Origin of the sequence: Polaromonas sp. CF318 (assembly GCF_000282655.1) — a bacterium.
Lineage (GTDB): Bacteria > Pseudomonadota > Gammaproteobacteria > Burkholderiales > Burkholderiaceae_C > Polaromonas.
Map to the genome: position 1 here is coordinate 1 of NZ_AKIV01000045.1, position 17,486 is coordinate 17,486.

14 protein-coding genes and 1 pseudogene are annotated in these 17,486 nt (G+C 64.0%); 4 read left to right on the forward strand and 11 right to left on the reverse strand.

The window, feature by feature from the left end:
• The 7 genes and pseudogenes from PMI15_RS06685 to PMI15_RS06710 form a co-directional block, all read right to left on the reverse strand.
• Nucleotides 1-3,332 (reverse strand): annotated as a pseudogene (locus PMI15_RS06685) (hypothetical protein); the annotation flags it as partial.
• Nucleotides 3,329-3,985, reverse strand: coding sequence for a hypothetical protein (locus PMI15_RS24685; protein WP_007865590.1), 657 nt, complete (start codon nucleotides 3,983-3,985; stop codon nucleotides 3,329-3,331). The pseudogene PMI15_RS06685 and the gene PMI15_RS24685, both read right to left, overlap by 4 nt.
• Nucleotides 3,982-4,170, reverse strand: a complete 189-nt coding sequence (locus PMI15_RS06690; protein WP_007865592.1) for a hypothetical protein — start codon at nucleotides 4,168-4,170, stop codon at nucleotides 3,982-3,984. The genes PMI15_RS24685 and PMI15_RS06690 overlap by 4 nt, the downstream gene beginning before the upstream one ends.
• A gap of 414 nt (nucleotides 4,171-4,584) precedes the next feature.
• Nucleotides 4,585-6,015 (reverse strand): ATP-dependent RNA helicase DbpA, encoded by a 1,431-nt coding sequence (gene dbpA / locus PMI15_RS06695; RefSeq protein WP_007865594.1) that lies wholly within the window; start codon nucleotides 6,013-6,015, stop codon nucleotides 4,585-4,587.
• Between the two features lie 24 nt (nucleotides 6,016-6,039).
• Nucleotides 6,040-7,968, reverse strand: coding sequence for a CocE/NonD family hydrolase (locus tag PMI15_RS06700; RefSeq protein WP_007865595.1), 1,929 nt, complete (start codon nucleotides 7,966-7,968; stop codon nucleotides 6,040-6,042).
• A 12-nt stretch (nucleotides 7,969-7,980) separates the two neighbouring features.
• A complete protein-coding gene (locus tag PMI15_RS06705) occupies nucleotides 7,981-8,952 on the reverse strand; it encodes a tripartite tricarboxylate transporter substrate binding protein (RefSeq protein WP_007865597.1) in 972 nt (323 codons plus the stop codon).
• Between the two features lie 47 nt (nucleotides 8,953-8,999).
• Entirely contained in the window at nucleotides 9,000-10,007 is a 1,008-nt protein-coding gene (locus PMI15_RS06710; protein ID WP_007865599.1) for a porin, read from the reverse strand.
• Nucleotides 10,008-10,208: 201 nt separating this feature from the next.
• On the opposite strand from PMI15_RS06710, the gene PMI15_RS06715 reads away from it, so the two are divergent.
• Complete coding sequence (locus PMI15_RS06715) at nucleotides 10,209-11,129, forward strand: LysR family transcriptional regulator (RefSeq protein ID WP_007865606.1); 921 nt, start codon at nucleotides 10,209-10,211, stop codon at nucleotides 11,127-11,129.
• A 14-nt stretch (nucleotides 11,130-11,143) separates the two neighbouring features.
• On the opposite strand, the gene PMI15_RS06720 is transcribed toward PMI15_RS06715, so the two are convergent.
• Both PMI15_RS06720 and PMI15_RS06725 read right to left on the reverse strand, forming a co-directional pair.
• Complete coding sequence (locus PMI15_RS06720) at nucleotides 11,144-11,929, reverse strand: crotonase/enoyl-CoA hydratase family protein (RefSeq protein ID WP_007865608.1); 786 nt, start codon at nucleotides 11,927-11,929, stop codon at nucleotides 11,144-11,146.
• Nucleotides 11,923-12,207: a DUF2917 domain-containing protein gene (locus PMI15_RS06725; protein WP_007865610.1), complete on the reverse strand. Its 285-nt coding sequence runs from the start codon at nucleotides 12,205-12,207 to the stop codon at nucleotides 11,923-11,925. Before PMI15_RS06725 ends, PMI15_RS06720 begins: the two co-directional genes overlap by 7 nt.
• Nucleotides 12,208-12,329: 122 nt before the next feature.
• Between PMI15_RS06725 and PMI15_RS06730 the strand changes: the two genes are divergently transcribed.
• Nucleotides 12,330-13,250: a LysR substrate-binding domain-containing protein gene (locus PMI15_RS06730; RefSeq protein WP_007865611.1), complete on the forward strand. Its 921-nt coding sequence runs from the start codon at nucleotides 12,330-12,332 to the stop codon at nucleotides 13,248-13,250.
• Here PMI15_RS06730 and PMI15_RS06735 read toward each other — a convergent pair.
• Both PMI15_RS06735 and PMI15_RS06740 read right to left on the reverse strand, forming a co-directional pair.
• Nucleotides 13,247-14,215: a pyridoxamine 5'-phosphate oxidase family protein gene (locus tag PMI15_RS06735; RefSeq protein WP_007865612.1), complete on the reverse strand. Its 969-nt coding sequence runs from the start codon at nucleotides 14,213-14,215 to the stop codon at nucleotides 13,247-13,249. The two genes, PMI15_RS06730 and PMI15_RS06735, sit on opposite strands and share 4 nt — an antisense overlap.
• Nucleotides 14,212-14,865, reverse strand: coding sequence for a glutathione S-transferase family protein (locus tag PMI15_RS06740; protein ID WP_007865613.1), 654 nt, complete (start codon nucleotides 14,863-14,865; stop codon nucleotides 14,212-14,214). The genes PMI15_RS06735 and PMI15_RS06740 overlap by 4 nt, the downstream gene beginning before the upstream one ends.
• A 152-nt stretch (nucleotides 14,866-15,017) precedes the next feature.
• On the opposite strand from PMI15_RS06740, the gene PMI15_RS06745 reads away from it, so the two are divergent.
• Together PMI15_RS06745 and gorA are read left to right on the forward strand one after the other, a co-directional pair.
• Complete coding sequence (locus PMI15_RS06745) at nucleotides 15,018-15,908, forward strand: LysR family transcriptional regulator (protein ID WP_007865614.1); 891 nt, start codon at nucleotides 15,018-15,020, stop codon at nucleotides 15,906-15,908.
• 53 nt (nucleotides 15,909-15,961) lie between these two features.
• Nucleotides 15,962-17,332 carry a glutathione-disulfide reductase gene (gene gorA, locus PMI15_RS06750; RefSeq protein WP_007865615.1) on the forward strand — a complete coding sequence of 457 codons (1,371 nt, stop codon included), beginning with the start codon at nucleotides 15,962-15,964 and terminating at the stop codon, nucleotides 17,330-17,332.
• Nucleotides 17,333-17,486: the final 154 nt, after the last annotated feature.

Genomic DNA, 17,486 nt, shown 5'->3' on the forward strand with positions numbered 1-17,486 from the left:
TTGCCGCGGCTGGCGTACAGCAAGTCATTGCCGCCTTCGCCGTACAGCATGTCGTTGCCGTCACCGCCATTGAGCGTGTCGTTGCCAAAGCCGCCTGCCAGCACATTGGCAGCCGCATTGCCAGTTAGAACGTTGTTCGAGGTGTTACCGGCCCCATCGATGGCGGCCGTTCCGGTGAGTGTGAGATTTTCGACATTCTCGGCCAAGGTATGGCTGAGAGTGCTCTGCACGGTATCCGTCCCTTCATCGGCCTCCTCAACCACCATGACGCTGGCATGACCCACGATGTAAGCGTCGTTGCCGGGTCCTCCCGCCAGTCGAACGCGTGCGTGCCCGGCTGCCAGGATGTCGTTGCCCGATCCACCGCTTATGCTTTGGTCGTCGCCGTTCGACTCCACAGAAATGGCCTCATTCAGATGGTCCTTGAGCCAGTCGCCCATTCGAATGCCGTCGATGAACTCGATACTTCCCCGCAACGCATCCACAATGCGCAGAGTGCCCCGGTTGCCGTAGCCCAGCAACAAGTCGGCATTGTCAGTTGCCACGGAAGCGGGTGAGCCATCCGCCAGCACCAGGACGTCAACGCCTTCGCTGTCGACCACTGTATCGCCCGCGCCTGCCGAGAAACTGTCGTTGCCGCTCCCGCCATCCAGCGTGTCCACCCCGGAGCCGCCGATCAGGACATCGCCCCCTCCGGCACCTGTCAGCGTATCGTCGCCGTCCCCGCCATCCAGGAAGTCGTCACCCTGCTGGCCTGCAGAAACAAGGTCATTGCTGTAGTTGCCATCAAGGAAAAGACCGGAAGAGCCGTCTCCGGACAACAGATCGTTACCGGCTCCTCCGTACAGTGCGTCACCGGCACCGCCTCCCAGCAAAACGTCATTGCCATCGCCGCCATCCAGGAAATCCTTGCCGTAGATGACCGGAGGAACGTCACTACCCAGGGACCGGCTCAGGGCATAGTCAATACCGTCAACGTCGCCGACCAGGATGTCACCACCACCGCCGCCCGCCATGATGTCGTTGCCCTCCATCCCCCACAACAAGTCCGCGCCTCCGTCACCGGCAACGACGTCGTCGTAGCCTGAGCCAAAAACAATGTCATCACCATCGCCCGCACCGATGACGTCGGGATCGGGGCCCGTGAGATCAACCCAGGTTTGTGCACCATTGACCCACTGATTCATGCCGGACGGGTCAAACTGAACCTGTGCAAGGGCATTAACGCCAAACACGGGATTCCATGCCTGGACCGACGAATAGGAATACGGGTTGTAGTCGAGGTGATAAAAGGTTCCGGCGCCCATGATGACGTCGTCACCGGCACCGCCATGGATGAGGTCGCGACCGGGGCCACCGGCAATCAGGTCGTCACCCTCTCCGCCATTGATCTCGTCATCTCCCAGCCATCCTTGCAGCACGTCCTTGCCGCCCAGGCCATTGATCAGGTCGCCCGCAAAGCTGCCCGAAATCACATCAAAGAAGTTTTGCTCCTCCACGCCGCCTATCAAGGTACCATCAGCGCCCCAGTGGGTGGACAGCCAGTCGTAACTGTCACCTACCAACGGGCCATGCTGGTCGCCGTTGAAGATGTGCTGGGTGACGGGCGGTGGCGCGGTAGCGCCATCCATCGTCAGGCCGAGTTGCCCGTCTTGCCAGTCTTTGACACGGATGGCATCAAGGCTGCCGTCTTTCGTGATCAAAAGGTCGCGGTCAGCAGCGCCACTGCCTGCCAGCGTGAAGGTGTAACCCTGCTCTTTGTTCTGCCAGACGTTGTCCAGCCCCTCCACCTTCTTGCCGCCTTGCAGCACGCTGCCGTCCACCTGGATGCCGCCCCGGCCATCGCTGTCCACGATGGTGTCAGACCCGAATGCGCCCGTGAATTGGTAGGTGTCAGAACCTCCACCGCCCGCTAGCAGGTCGGTGCCGGCGCCGCCGTTCAGGGTGTCGTCGCCTTCGCCCGCATAAAAAGTGTCGGCCCTGTTGCCGCCGGTCAGCGTGTCGCCACCGGCGCCACCAATGAATATCTGCCTCTTGTTGCCATCCATGGCTGTCACCGTAACGCCTTCAGTGCCGCTGACAACATTCCACTGGTCGTAGTTGACCATCTCGGCAAAAGTGTCATGCGCGCTGGCAACGGGGTTCAGCCAGGAGGTCACATAACGCAGGGCTTTGTTTTCCGCACCGGCCAGGCCCGCGCCCTGGGCAGAGGTGTATTGCAGCAGGTTGCCGGTCTGGGTGAAGAATTCCTGGCCCGCATAGTTGCTGTCTTGCCAGAAATACCACTCGATGCCCTGGGCCGCCAGGGCGTCTTGCGCGGCACGGTTCAAGTCGGCCATTCTGGTGCCAATCTTTTGCAGGTCGTTGGCAAAGTGGCTGAGCATGGCATTGGGGGCAATGTCCGCCACCCCAATTTGATTGCGGTTGAGCCAGACCAGAAAATCCTGCTCTTTGCCCGTAATCAGATCCACCGCATAGAAAGTCCTGTCAAATATCAGCGACAAGGCGCCTGTCAAGGTGGCGGCCCATTTGTTGAAGGTCGGGCTCATCAAGCCCGCGGCATGCAAATCAATGCTGTGCTTGGAGGTCATGCCCAGTTCGGTTTCGCCGGCGGTGAACAGCGAGGTACGTGTGCCCGGGGTTTCGATAAAGGGCAGGAGAAAGAGCGTTTTTTCGAGTATCTCGCCCTTGACGGCCCAGGCCTGGACTTTGGCCGAGCGCGCGGTGTAGTCGCCGCCCGGGCTGAAGTCGGCCAGCGCTTCCGGAATACCGCCTAAATGAGGATCGACCAGTGCATTGGCAAAAAGCTTCGCCCTGATGGCGGCCAGTGGCCCCAAGGCGCCCAAGGCGTATTGCGTGGGATCGGCGGACTTGCCGAACGGCGCGGGCGCAAACACCTTGGCGGGCCGATCAAAATACACAGCCATCATGGCGGCCAAGCCGCCGCCCAGACTATGTCCGGTAAAGGTGATGTTGCCGTTGCCAAGATCGGCAGCAACCCTTTGGTACAGCTCCGCAGCGGCAACCGCTTGCGGGCCCAGCAGGCCGACAGCCAAGGGCATATTGCCTGCAAACCAGTCACCGGCTTGCCCCGCACCGGATCCGCCAAACTGCGTTCCCGCGTAGGCGATCACAATTTCGCCTGTCACGTCCCGATACACCCGAGCGCTAAAACCGGTACCGGGAAAACTGGCATTGGGGCCAGACCCTGAGATTGCGTATTGAGTTAACTCAGTCCAGCTCGGCGGGATAGGAGCATAGTTACCTTTAAATTGCCTGGTGTCCCGATAGGCGTCGCCTGACAGCAATGCATACTCGAATGGTTGGGTCACTTTGAACCTCCTGCTTCTTTGTTTGATGTAGAAAGTCCGGTTGGACTTGTGGCCTCCTCCCGTGGGCGGCAAGTGTTGATATGACCGGAGCTAAGAGGATGTTTGACCAACCAGTCCTCCTTGTTTTTTAGCGATATGCGTCGCTCATGAAATTGGGCGTGCTCAGCGGCTGTGCCGTATAGCAGCATGTTCGGCATGCGCAATGCACGCGGCAAATCTTGGATTCGGATGGGAACAAATTCAGTACCCACAAGCTTCGCTACCTCATCGCAATTGAGCGAGGGATAGCGCCCCCAGTTTTGTCCCGGCATTTCCTCGGAGCGGTAATAAGGTCCCCCTCTCAGCGTCACGTACCATGCGCCTTCATGCTGATCAAGAAGCGAAGGGCTATATCCCTTGAATAGCTGCGTGACCTTGCCGCTGGTTCCGCCGGTATCGAAGGTCAGCGTCGTATCCCTGGACATGATGGTTCCGCCGTACCGCGTGAACCCTTGATGGATGCGTTCGTAGGTATTCTTCAAATGCACAACAATCACGCGCCCATCGTGCAGCCGCACCTCTTCATCCCAGTCAAGATCAAACCGCCGGTCATACAGACAAGCGCTCAGCAATGGAGTGGATGCCGCAGCAAGCAGCAAGTTACGGCGGTTCATGCCGGGGTTCCTGCAGCTCCTGTCGCCATACTGAGCAGCGGCGAAAAAGCAAAAATCACAAACAACAGAAACTTGGTCAGCAAGCGCATGGACCGGTCCGGGATCAGGTTGCCGGCCTTCTCAACGCCCCATCCGCACACGGTGATCCATACGGCAATCACGACGAAAAGAAGGAGCTCTTTCATCGAATGCTTCTGCTTTTAAAACAGCCAGGCATGTCTTGCCATGCCGCCGCCTGCGATCTGAAACTCATCACACACCTCCCTTTCCAACGCACCAGGGGACGGACTGTAAAGACATGCAGGGAAACGCGCCAATAGTGTTTAAACATCCGCGCATACGCTTCCCTCATAGAGAGAATGGACACAAACTTCGGCGTGGACACAGACCCGCACGCGCGTGTGCCCGCCTGCGCTGGTCACGCATGCGGATCGAAAAACGGGATTGAATGCGGAGGGCGCGGATGTCCCTCGGAGATTTTTTCGTTACCGACAATCAGGTGAAGCGAAAGCTCGCACCAGGGGCGCAGCAGGTTGCCGGCATTCAAACTGGCTCAAGATGGAAGGCGCGTCACCCGAGGGCAGCAAGCGCCCCAGCCCTTAATCTTCCAGCAAGCGCACCTTCACGCTCTTGCCCTTGACCCGGCCTGTGGAGAGTTTTTGCAGCGCTTCGTTCGCAATGCGTCGGTCCACCGCAACATAGGTCGAGAACTCATTGACATTGATCTTGCCGACCTGTTCGCGCGTGAAGCCGGCCTCGCCGGTCAGCGCGCCCAGCACGTCGCCGGCGCGGATTTTTTCCTTGCGGCCGCCGACGATCTGCAGGGTCACCATGGGCGGCAGCAGCGGCTCATTGCTGGCGGGCGTCAGTTCCGTCAGTTTGTGCCACTCGGACTCGGCTTTCTGCAGCACTTCGATTTTTCCGACGTGGCCCATCTCGTCCATGCTGGCCAGGCTGATGGCCCAGCCTTCTTCGTCGGCGCGGCCGGTGCGGCCTATGCGGTGGATGTGCACCTCGGCGTCGGGTGTGACGTCAACGTTGATGACCATCGCGAGTTGCGCAATGTCCAGGCCGCGCGCGGCGACGTCGGTGGCCACCAGTACCGAACAGCTGCGGTTGGCGAACTGCACCAGCACCTGGTCGCGCTCACGCTGCTCGAGCTCACCGAACAGGGCCAGCGCACTGAAGCCCTGGTCTCTCAAATAGGCCACCAGGGCGCGGCACTGCGATTTGGTGTTGCAGAACGCCAGCGTGCTGGCCGGGCGGAAGTGCCGCAACACCTGCGCGACGGCGCCCAGGCGGGCTTCGTCATGGTCGCTGTCGGGAACCTGGTACCAGCGCTGCTGTATCTTGGTTTTTTCATGCTGGGCCTGCACCGTGATGGTTTGGGGCGCCTTCATGAACTGCTGGCTGAGCTTGGCGATGCCTTCGGGGTAGGTCGCCGAGAACAGCAGAGTCTGCCGCTCTTTGGGGCACTGCTTGGCGACGGTGACGATGTCCTCAAAAAATCCCATGTCCAGCATGCGGTCGGCTTCGTCGAGCACCAGGGTGTTGAGCGCTTCGAGCGTGAGGTTGCCGCGCGCCAGGTGGTCCATGATGCGGCCGGGCGTGCCGACCACGATATGTGCGCCGTTTTCCAGGCTGGCGCTCTGGTTACGCAGCGGCACACCGCCGCACAGCACCACGACTTTGGTGTTCTCTTCGGCGCGCGCCAGGCGCCGGATTTCGGTGGCCACCTGGTCGGCCAGTTCGCGCGTGGGGCACAGCACCATGGCCTGCACCGCGAAGCGACGTGGATTGAGGTTGGCCAGCAGCGGAATGGCAAAGGCCGCTGTCTTGCCGCTGCCGGTCTTGGCCTGGGCGATCAGGTCCTTGCCGAGCAGCGCCACGGGCAGGCTCGCGGCCTGGATGGGCGTCATGTTCAGGTAGCCAAGCTGCTGCAGGTTGGCCAGCGTGGCGGGGGTCAGCGGCAGGGTGGCGAAGTCGGTGTTGGATGCGCCGGGTGCGGCTGTCTTGGAAGAGGTGGTCATGCACCGATTATCGGCGCATGGTGTTCACAAGCCCTCAGCCGCTCGCGGCGCGATGGGAAGCACCAGCCGCGAGGGCCTGTCGGCCGACAGGTGCACCCGGTTGACGGCTGCCTGCCTGCGCTGTGATCGTCCCTCGGGTTCACCCGTGTTGGGGTTCACATCGAAGCGCGGGAAGTTGCTGCTGGAGATGTCAAGCCGGATGCGATGCCCCTTCTTGAAGAGGTTGGAAGTGGGCATGGGCTCTATGGTGATTTCGGCGATTTCGCCTGGTGCGAGCAATTCCGGGCTTTCCCATGAGCGGCGGTAGCGGCAGCGAAGAATGCCGTCGGTGAGGTTCATGGCATAGCCCCGCGGGTAGTCGGCATTGGGCGGATGCACATCAATGAGCTTGGCGGTGAAATCGGTGTCCGGCGCGCTCGAGGAAATCCACAGCGTAATGGCGACCGGGCCTGTCACCTCCATGTCCTCTTCGAGCGGCGAAGTTTCAAACACCAGCACATCGGGGCGCGCGGCAAGCGGCAGGTAAGGAGGCCGGGCGCTGAAGACTCCTGGGTGGGTGCGCTGGTCATAGGCGCCCGCCGTCATCAGCGGCTCGCCCGAGGTGATAGAGCCGCCAATGGTGGGCACCGGGTGCGCCGGGTCGAAGTCAAACGCGAGCACGGCCTCGCACGCCGGCGCCCGCGTCTGCAGCGTGCCGTCGGCCTGCAGGTAGTAGGGCCGGAACTCGGTGCCGGGTAGCGGCCAGTCAGCGGCCTTGCACCAGCGCCCGCCATGGTCGAGCCGCCCGTTCGTGTTGCGCCGCCCGGAGCCACCGCCCATGCGGAAATAGCGCACGGGCGGATCGTCGGCAGCGTCCGGCGCCTGCTCCGCCTGGCCCTTGAGCCAGCGGTCGAACCAGGCCAGGCGAAAAGCCAGGTGGTCTTCCGCCAACGTTCCATCGAGGGTGGCCTGCGGACCGAAATCCACATCACCGGCAAACGTCACGCTGCGCTCGCCGTGGGTCCATGGCCCGAGCACCAGGCGCGCCAGGCCATTTTTGCGGCGCGAGATGCCGAGGTAGTTGTCCGTGGCGGTCTGCGCATAAGGATCCCACCAGCCGCACATCAGCAGCGTGGGAATGCCGTCAAAGCAGTCGTAGTGCCCGGCGGCGTAGAGCTCCGGCTGGCGCCAGTAGGCGTCGAAGTTGCCGTGCTCCCATTGCTCGAACAGGTAGTTCTCGTACTCGGGTACCCATTTGAGTGGCGAATGCCCGCGCTTCCAGGGCATGGCGGTGAACCAGGCCGCGATGTCCTCGGCGGCCAGTGCCGCCCGGATGACCGGGTCGCGCTGCGCGGGGCCGGTTCGCTGGGCGTTGGTGTGGGCCCAGGTCGCCTGCTTGAGCTCAAACGCGCCGCCGTGGCGAATGCCGCCGCGGTAGGCACTGGCAAAGCCGCCGGCCTCCAGGAACATCGCGGCCAGGCCCGGCGGGCGCTGGCTCACGAGTGCGGTCTGCGTGTGCGCCGCATAAGACAGGCCCAGGGTGCCGATGCGGCCGTTGCACCAGGGCTGCGCGGCAACCCAGGCCAGCGCGTCATGGCCGTCGTTGGCCTCACCCAGGTATTTGGTGAATACGCCTTCCGAGGCAAAGCGCCCCCGGCAGTCCTGCAGGACCACAGCATAGCCCTGCCGCGCGAACCTCGCCGCCACCTCGGCGCGGGAGACGGGGCGCGGGTCGCGCACCGTGCGCTCCCGGACGGTTTCGTTGCTTTTGCCGTAGGGCGTGCGCTCCACCAGCACCGGGAAGGGGCCGGGCAGGGCCTGGCCGTCGCGGGCCGGCAGGTAGACGTCGGTTGCCAGGCGTATGCCGTCGCGCATCGCCACCATGACATTGCCTTGGGCTGCCACCTCGTGCGCCGGTGCCGGCCTTGCCGAAGCGGTGGGCGCTGCTTGCGGCCATTGCGTCAGATTTTTCATGCCGTGCTCCGCCTACTCGATCTTGAGCTTGCGCCCGGCGATCAGTTGGGTCCAACGTGCCGTGTCTTCCCGGATGTAGCGGGCCAGATCCTGCGCGCTGCCGGGCGCGGGCTCGCTGCCCTGCGCCACCAGTTGCCCGGCCACTTCGGAGTCGCGCAATGCCCGCTGCAAGTCCGCGCTGACCTTGTCCACAACCGCGGCCGGCGTGCGGGCCGGTGCAAACAGGGCGTACCAGATGTCGTATTCAAAACCCGGCACGCCCGCTTCGGCCATGGTCGGAAGCTGCGGCAGCAAGACTGAACGCCTGGGGCTGGCCACGGCCAGGGCCGTAAGCTTGCCCACGGCGATTTGATGGGCCACGCTGGGCACCGCGTTGATGCCCAGCTGGACATGCCCACCCACCAGTTCATTGACGGAGGGCGCGGCCCCCTTGTAAGGCACATGGACCATCTCGGTCCCCGTCATCGCCAGGAACATTTCCATGGCCAGGTGGTTGGGACCTCCCGTGCCGCTGGAGCTGTAGTTGAGCTGGCCGGGCTTGCTTTTGGCCAGCGCGATGAGTTCCTTGACGGATTTCACGCCGATGGAGGGATGCGTGGTCAGCACCGGGGTGTTGGTCAGCACCTTGCCCACGGGCGTGAAGTCCCTGGAGGGGTTGTAGGGCAGCTTGCTGTTCAGCAGCGGTGTGGTCACGATGCCGGAACCGGCGCCCATCAACAGGGTGTAGCCGTCCGCCGGGGCTGCGGCGGCGGCCTGCATGCCGGGAACGCCCGGGCGGTTGTCGATGACGACCGGCTGGCCCCAGTACTGGGAGAGCTTGCGCGCGACCACGCGCATGGCATTGTCAGCCGCGGCGCCCGCCGGGAACGGGATGACGACGCGCACCGGCTTGTCGGGATAGCCGGCGGCATGGGCGGCACCCGCCGCGGCGAAGGCGGCCAAGGTGAAACAGGCAGTGGTCAACAGCAAGAGGCGTCTGCGCATGAAAGTATTCTCCGGGAGAAAGGGCGGGAAAGAGGACGAAGCTGACATCAGAAATCGTGGCGAATGCCGGCGCCCACGGACCGGATGGAGGCGTTGGCCTTGCTCGAATCGACGCCATCCCAGTCGTAGAAGGCCTGCAATTCGGTCCGCTTGGACAGGGCATAGGTATAGGCCAACTGCTGCCGCTTGCGCACACCGGCCGGTGAAGCCTGCACATCCCGCCGCAGCAGGTTCAGCACCACGGCGTGGGCACCCTGGCTGTATTTGGCGCCCGCGATCCAGTAGTTCACATGGCGGCGCGTGAGCGCGGTGTTCTGGTAGCTGTCGCGTCCGGCGAGCACATAGGGTTCGATCGCGCCGAAGTCATAGCGCAGCCCCGCCTGCCATTTGCTCGAAAACTCGTTGGCCAGCAGGCCGGACGGGCGCGTGTCCTTGCCGAACCCGACACCGGCCTTCAGCGGCCCGGCGGCGTAGTTAAGTCCCAGGTCCAGTGATTTGGAGCCATCCTCAACATCGGGTGTGGCGACCGCGCCGCGCAGGTAATAGCGAGCCCGGAAGTCAAAACCCGAGAAATTGGGGCTGGCATACCCCACGGCATTGGAAACGCGGTTGCGCGCGTTCAGCATCGAGGTCCCGATGGCGGTGGCGCCGGCATCGTTCGCGGCAAAACTGGTGATGGCCGTCACCTGCGAATAAAGCGGCGAGCCGGTCGGGTTGGCCGAGTCCAGCCGCCCCAGCGCCACGGCGCCCCAGTCGCCGCGCAGGCCCACATAGCTGTTGCGGTAAGCGGGAACGGTGGCGGCCCCGGTATCCGCATCGATGCCCATCTCCATCCCGAACAAGGCCGCCAGGCCTCCACCGAGGTCTTCAGCGCCTTTGATACCCAGGCGCGAGGCGTTGTCGCGCATTTCCGTCTGCTCGCCTGCCGGGGCGGCCTTGGTGCGGTTAAGGGTCAGGCGCACCTGTCCATAGATCTGGTTCTGGGCAGCCGCAGGCATGGCGGCCGCAGCCAGCATGAGGCCACCCAGGAGGATGGTGCACGCGTGAAGATTCATGAAAACTATCTCCCGTCTGTTGAATGAAAATTCGGCGCAGGGCCGGCAGAGGACTGCTGGGACGGGATTCTGTTGCGCGGGTCCGGGACCCGCAACGGTATGATGAATCCGCATTGGGCTATGCGATTCGGGAAGAAGTTGCGGCGCCACCGGCAGCGCAATAGCATGGCCCGGACATCCCTCTCCAAGCGAGCCTCCGCCATGAATTTCAAGCAACTCGAAGTGTTCCAGGCCATCATGGCGTCGGGCTCCACCACGGGCGCGGCGCAGCGGCTGGATCTGTCGCAGTCGGCGGTCAGCCGCCTGCTGGCCCAGTTTGAAGAGGACCTCGGCCTGCGCCTTTTCGTGCGTGAAAAGGGGCGGCTGGTTCCTACGGGCGAGGCCGAGGCCCTGCTTCAGGACGCCCAGGGACTGGTCGATGCCGCGCAATGCTTTCGCCGCCACACCGAACAGCTGCGGCTGGGCGGGTTCAACCGCCAGTTGCTGAAAGTGGCGGTGCCGGGCACGCTGGCGCAGCAGCTCATGCCCCCGGTGGTGGACAGCTTTATGCGGCAGCATCCCGGCGCGGTGCTGGAAGTGCTGTCCGGCTCCTATTCCGAAGCGGAGCGGGCCGTGCTGAGCCGCGAAGCCGACATGGGCCTCGTCAAGTTGCCGGTGGAGATGGCGGGCCTGCAGGTCAAGGCCTGCCTGGAGGCCGAGGCCGTCTGCATCATGCCCCGGGGACACCCTCTTGAGAAACTGGACACCGTGGGCGTGCTGGACCTGGTGGATGTTTCGCTGGTCCTGCTGGGCCGCCAGCGCCTGATCCGCCACGAGATCGACATGGCCTTCCGGCAAGCCCGCGTGATGCCGCGCATCAGTGCCGAGGTGCATTCCGTGGGGGTGGCCTGCGCTTTTGTGGCGCAGGGCCTGGGGGTGTCCATCGTCAACGCGCTGCTGGCCAGCTATTGCCGCGACATGGACTTCATCAGCCGGCCGTTCCGCCCTCGCATCGCTTACCAGCTGGGTATCGCCTCGCTGGAAAAGTCACCGCTGTCCGCGCTGGGCGAGGCGTTTTCAGAGCATCTGATTGACGCCATCATGGCGGCGGTGCGGCCCGAAGACGGTACGCGCCGGATATAGACGACAAACGCATTTCAGCGGTGGACAAACACCGCCGGCCGCTTCTCCACAAATGCGGCCGTTCCCTCGCGCGCATCGCGCGAGGCCGCCGCGATCATGAACTGCGCCGCCTCTATGGCCAGACCTTCGTCGATGGAGACATTGAGCCCGCGCGTTACGGCGCGCAGCGAGGCCGTCACCGCCACGGCGGAGTTTTCGGCGATGCGGTCTGCCATGCGCAAACAGGCCGGCAGCAGTTCATGGGCCGGCACCACGTGATTGACCAAGCCTATGAGCAGCGCTTCCTCGGCACTGATGGCGTCGCCGGTCAGGATCATTTCATTGGCGCGCTTGCGGCCTATGTGGCGCGGCAGGCGCTGCGTGCCGCCAAAGGGCGGTGGAAAGCCGAGCCGGATCTCGGGCTTGGCGAAGCGCGCATGTTCGGCCGCGATGGCGATGCTGCAGGCTTCCATGGTTTCGCACCCGCCGCCAAAGGCGATGCCGTTGACGGCCGCAATGATGGGCTTGGGGTAGTTCTCAATGCGCCGCGTCATCCCCTGGCCTCGCATCACAAAGTTGCGGTACGCGGTTTCGGGTGACGCGGCGACATCCGGTGCAAAGCCCGCAATGTCGGCGCCGGCGCTGAAGGCCTTGTCGCCCTGCCCCGTCAGCACCAGGCAGCGCACGCTGTCGTCGCGCTCAAGGGCATTGAGCCTGTCCATCAGTTCGTCTATCAGTTCGTAGCTCAGCGCATTGAGTTTTTCAGGCCGGTTCAGGGTGAGCAGCACGTGTTGGCCATGGCGTTCGGTTTCTATCAGCATGCGGTCTCCACGGGCTTGGATGCGGTCGCGCCGGGGGATAACAATGCCAGCACACCGCTGCCGCGCGGCGCGCCCACAAAATAGGTCGCGGCCTGCGGCGTGACAAAAGACTGGCCGCTTTCCAGCACGATGTCGCTGTCGCGGCGCCCGGCCAGTGCATCGCTGGTGATCCAGAGGCAGCCGCCGGTGCAGGTCAGGACTTCGCCGCGCGGCAGGCGAAAGCGTTCCGGGACGGGCCCGAGCTTGAGCGGGGTTTGCGGGATTTGTGAGGCATGCATGGCGGACTCCTTGGAAAGTGTGGTCTGATTCTTCTTTGGAACCGGCCCCAGCGGCCGGATGGTTTGTCATCCGGGGTATTCCTCCTGCTCATGTCGTTCATGCCGCCCACACCATTGATGCCATGCTGAACCCTTCTTCCTCCCACGCGCTGCGCGCCATGTCGCTGGACGCGATACGCGGCTTTGAATCGGCGGCGCGCCACCTGAGCTTTACCGCCGCGGCCGAGGAGCTGTGCATCACGCAGTCGGCGGTCAGCAAGCAAGTCAAAAGCCTTGAAGACGCGCTGGGCGCAGCGCTGTTCCTGCGCGGCGGCAAAGGGCTGAGCCTCACGCCGCAGGGCCGCGAGCTCTACGAGGCGGCGCGTGCCTCGCTGTCGCAACTGGCCTCGGCCGTGGACCGCCTGCTGGCGGTGGACAGGGCCTCGGTGGCGGTCACCACCACGCCCTCTTTCGCCGCGCTGTGGCTGGCGCCCAAGCTGGCGAAATTCCAGCAGCTGGAGCCCGCCATCGACGTGCGCGTCGACGCCTCGGAAGCGCGCGTCAATCTGGAGCGTGAAGGCATGGACCTCGCCGTGCGGCTCTACCCGGTGCAGCCTGGCGACGAGAGTCCGCCGCTTTTACAGGAGCAGGCCCTGCTGGTGGCGGCGCCGGCCGTCGCGGCGCGCATCCATTCGGCGGCCGACATCGCGCACATACCGCTGCTGGTGTATTACGACCCGGCCACACGTTTCCCCTGGATGTCGTGGCCGGACTGGTATGAGCGCCTGGGTTTACAACAATCGGCGCAGCAGCCTTGCCTGTATTTTTCGCAGTACGAGCACGTGCTGAACGCGGCTGTGCAGGGCGGCGGCATCGCCATAGGCCGCACGCCGCTGGTGCTGCCGCTGCTGCGCGGCGGCCAGCTCACGGTGGTCTTGCCGGGCCAGACGGTGGACGGCCTGGGCTACCGCATCATCACCTCGGTCCACAGCGCGGACAGGCCGGCGGTGCAAAAATTCCGCGCCTGGCTGGAGCGCGAACTGGCGCTCGAAGCGATAGGCTAAGGCTGCTTGGTCCAGGTACCTGTGGCTTCCAGCACCGGCGACAGTTCGGCCTCGCCCCAGCGCAGCGGCAAGGAAGACTCCACCAGCCGCATGGAGTGGACCTTGAAGCGCATCAGGCGCTGCGCGCCGGCAAAAGCGTCGACCTCGGGGCCGTCCCAGACGATGTCGGCCGTGACGGCCAGATACAGCAGGTCGCCGGTGTCGAAGTCGATAAACAGCAGGCCCGCGCGCGGGTTCACCACCAGGTTGCCCAGGGTGTTGAAGAAGTAATTGCCGACAAAGTCCGGCACGGTCAGCGTGCCGTCGGCTTCCACGCGCACAAAGCCGGGCTTGCCGCCGCGGTGCGACACGTCCACGCCGCCGGCACGGCCGGCCCGCGTTTCGTCGCCCGCATAGGCGGTAGCAATAAACAAAGTGTCGGCCTGCTCAATCATGCGGCGCGCCGCGTCATTGAGTTGCGCCGATTCATGCACCACCGGCCCGGCCGTTGAGGCGGGGCGCTCCACATAGACCGGCTCGCGCGCCTGGATGTATTTGGGGCAGTTGCCAAAGCTCTGGCTCAGTTCCACCGCAAAGCCCTCGGCTTGGACGCCGCGGACTATGCCATTCATGCGGTTGCGCCTGCGTGTGTGCGGCTCTATGCCCAGCAGGCCTATCGCCGCGCCGTCGGCCAGCGTGTCTTGCAATGGGTCGCCGGCCAGCGGCTGGGCCCGCAAGGTCAGGTGGCGGGTATCAGGTGAATGGATAAAACCCGGCGGCTGGGCCAGCACCGAGGCCCAGGGCTGGCCGCCCGTGTCCACCGTGCCGGCAATGACAAAGGGCAATTGCTCAAAAAACTCACGGTGCTGGTCGGGCATGAAGTCGCGAATCACGCGTGGGCCGATTTCTTCCATGCGCTCGCGCACGGCCGCGCTCACGCGCGCCTGCGCCGCGCGCTCGCCTTCATGAAACGCCGGGGCGTTCACGCGGCCAACCCGACAGGTGTTCTGACCATGGGCACAAAACGCGGCAAGGCCTCTATGCGGGCCAGCCAGGCGCGCAGGCGAGGATAGGCTTCAAGCGAGACATTGCCCTCGGGCGCATGGGCCGCGTAGCTGTAGTTGGCGATGTCGGCCAGCGTGGGCGTGCTGCCCGCGAGAAAAGCCGACTGGCCCAGCTGCTGCTCCATCACCGCGAACAGCGCGTGCGCGCGCTCAATGGCTTCGGGGTTTTCCGGGCGCTTGAACAGCTGCACGACGCGCGCGGCGGCCGGGCCGAAAGCCAGCTGGCCGGCCGCCACCGAGAACCAGCGCTGCACCGCGGCGGCGGCCAGCGGGTCGCGCGGCAGCCACTGCTCGGCATCCGGCGCGTAGCGCGCATTGAGGTAAACCAGGATGGCATTTGAATCAGCCAGCGTGACGTCGCCGTCCTGGATCACCGGCACCTGGCCGAAGGCATTCATGGCCAGAAAGGCCGGCGTCTTGTGGCCCTTGGCGGCCAGGTCGATTTCAATGCGTTCGAAGGGCAGGCCCAGCAGCGAGAGGAACAGCTCCACGCGGTGCGAGTGGCCGGAGATGGCGACACGGTAGAGGCGTATGGGTTGCGCGGGCTGGGCTTTGGCGGCGGGTGTGCTCATGGCGGGCTTTCGGTGGGGTTGCAAAAAATGGGCTCTGAAAGGTCTCTGTGGATGGATTCTGTTTGAACCGATATCCTGAATAAATGGCATTACTCGTATTTAACTAATCCATTAACTGGATTAATAGTCCCCACAGGCGTAGCATCTCGCCCATGGACAAACTCAAAGCCATGCAGGCCTTTATCCACATCGCCGAACAAGGCAGTCTCACGGCCGCGGCCCAGGTCATGGAGTCTTCCTTGCCGGCCATGGTGCGCACGCTGGCCGGCTTTGAGGCGCAGCTGGGCGTGCGGCTTTTCAACCGCACGACGCGGCGCATCTCGCTGACCGAGGAAGGCCGGCGCCACCTGGAGAGCTGCCGCCAGCTGCTGGCCGCGCTGGCCGATGCCGAGTCGGCGCTCTCGGCCGACGCGGCCGAACCCGCGGGCCAGCTGACCATCACCGCGCCCATGCTGTTCGGGCAAATGCATGTAGCGCCCGCCGTCACGCGTTTTGTGCAGCAGCACGAGAAGATGCGCTGCTCCATGGTGTTGCTGGACCGCGTGGTCAACCTGCTGGAAGAAGGCATAGACGTGGGCATACGCATAGGCGAGCCCGAGGACTCCAGCCTGGTGGCGCAGAAGGTGGGCCAGATTCGCCGCCTGGTGGTGGCCAGCCCGGCCTGGCTGCGCCGCCACGGCGTACCCAAACACCCGAAAGACCTGCTCAAGGCGAACTGCGTGCGCGTGACCGACCATTCCCCCACATGGGGCCCGTTCAATGACCAGGGCAAGCCGCTGCGCCTGGCGGTCAGTGGTAATCTGGAGTTCAACCAGATCGCGCCGGCGGTGGCGGCCTGCGCGGCGGGCGCAGGCTTTGGTTCGTTTTTCTCCTACCAGGTGGCGCCGTTCTTGCAAACAAAGCAGCTGCGCACCGTGCTGGAGGAGTTCGAGCCGCCGCCCCGGCCCATCAACATTGTTTACCCGCACGCCCGGCTGCTGCCCATGCGCACGCGGGTATTCATTGAATGGATGAAACAGGAGCTCAAGGAGTTCCAGCCTTGAGGGCCGGCATCCAGGCACCACAGAAGAGAAGACGATAAGAAGGAACACAGCGCATGCAGACATTTGACTTTGACCTCTTTGTGATCGGCGGCGGTAGCGGCGGCGTGCGCGCCGCGCGCATGTCGGCCCAGCGCGGCGCGCGCGTGGGCCTGGCCGAGGTCGCGGCCATGGGCGGCACCTGCGTGAATGTGGGCTGTATCCCGAAAAAGCTTTACAGCTACGCCGCGCACTACGGCGACAGCTTTGAGGAGTCGCACGGCTTCGGCTGGGTCGGCGAGAAGCCGGTGTTCGACTGGGACATCCTGAAAGCCAACCGCGCGCGCGAGATTTCGCGGCTCAACGGCGTTTATGTGCAGCTGCTGGAGAGCGCGGGCGTAAAAATCATCAAGGGCTGGGCCCGGCTGCTCGACGAGCACACCATCGAAGTCGACGAGCAGAAGTTCACCGCCAAACACATCCTGGTGTCCACCGGCGGCACCGCCACCGTGCCCGCGCTGCCGGGCCGCGAGCATGTGCTGACCTCGGACCATATGTTTGATCTCAGCCCTTTTCCCAAACGCCTGATGGTGGTGGGCGGCGGCTATATCGCCTGCGAGTTCGCCTCCATCTTCAACGGCCTGGGCTCGGAAGTGACGCAGGTGCACCGCCGCGACATGCTGCTCACGGGCTTTGACGAGGACGTGCGCCGCTTTATCGCCGCCGAGATGGGCAAGACCGGCATCACGCTGCGGCTGGGCACCGAAGTGAGCACCATCACCAAGACCGACACCGGCCTGCAGGTCGAGTTCAAGGGCGGGGCCGCCGGCCTGGAAGTGGACGCGGTGCTTTACGCCACCGGCCGCGTGCCGAATGCGAACGGCATAGGCCTGGAAACCGTGGGCGTGGCGGTCAACGCCGCCGGCGCGATCCAGGTCAACGAGCATTACCAGACCTCCGTGCCCTCGATCTACGCGCTGGGCGACGTGACGGCGCGTATGCAGCTCACGCCGGTGGCGCTGGGCGAGGCCATGGTGGTGGTGGACCAGCTCTTCGGCCCCGCCGCCGGCAAGAAGCCGCGCAACATGAGTTATGAGTTTGTGCCGACCGCCGTCTTCACCCACCCCAACATCGGCACCGTCGGTTATTCAGAGGCCGATGCGCGCGCGAAATTCGGCAAGGTCACGGTGTTCCGCGCCGACTTCAAGGCGCTCAAGCACACGTTGAGCGGCAGCACCGAACGCACGCTGATGAAGCTGCTGGTCGAGGACGCCACCGACCGCGTGGTGGGTCTGCACATGGTGGGCCCGGACGCCGGCGAGATCGTCCAGGGTTTTGCCGTGGCCATGAAGGCCGGTGCGACCAAGGCGGTTTTTGACGGCACGATTGGCATACACCCCACGGTGGCGGAGGAGTTCGTCACCATGCGCGAGCCGATTAAAAACTAGGGCCTGATCATGTGGTTGATGCAGTCATCTGTGGATATGAATTTATCCGCAGATCAAAGCAGATTGAAGAGAAGGCATTTGTCCTGAGGACTTGATCCCTGTCTTCATCTGCGCAAATCTGCGTCATCTGTGGATGAATCTCTTTATCCGCAGA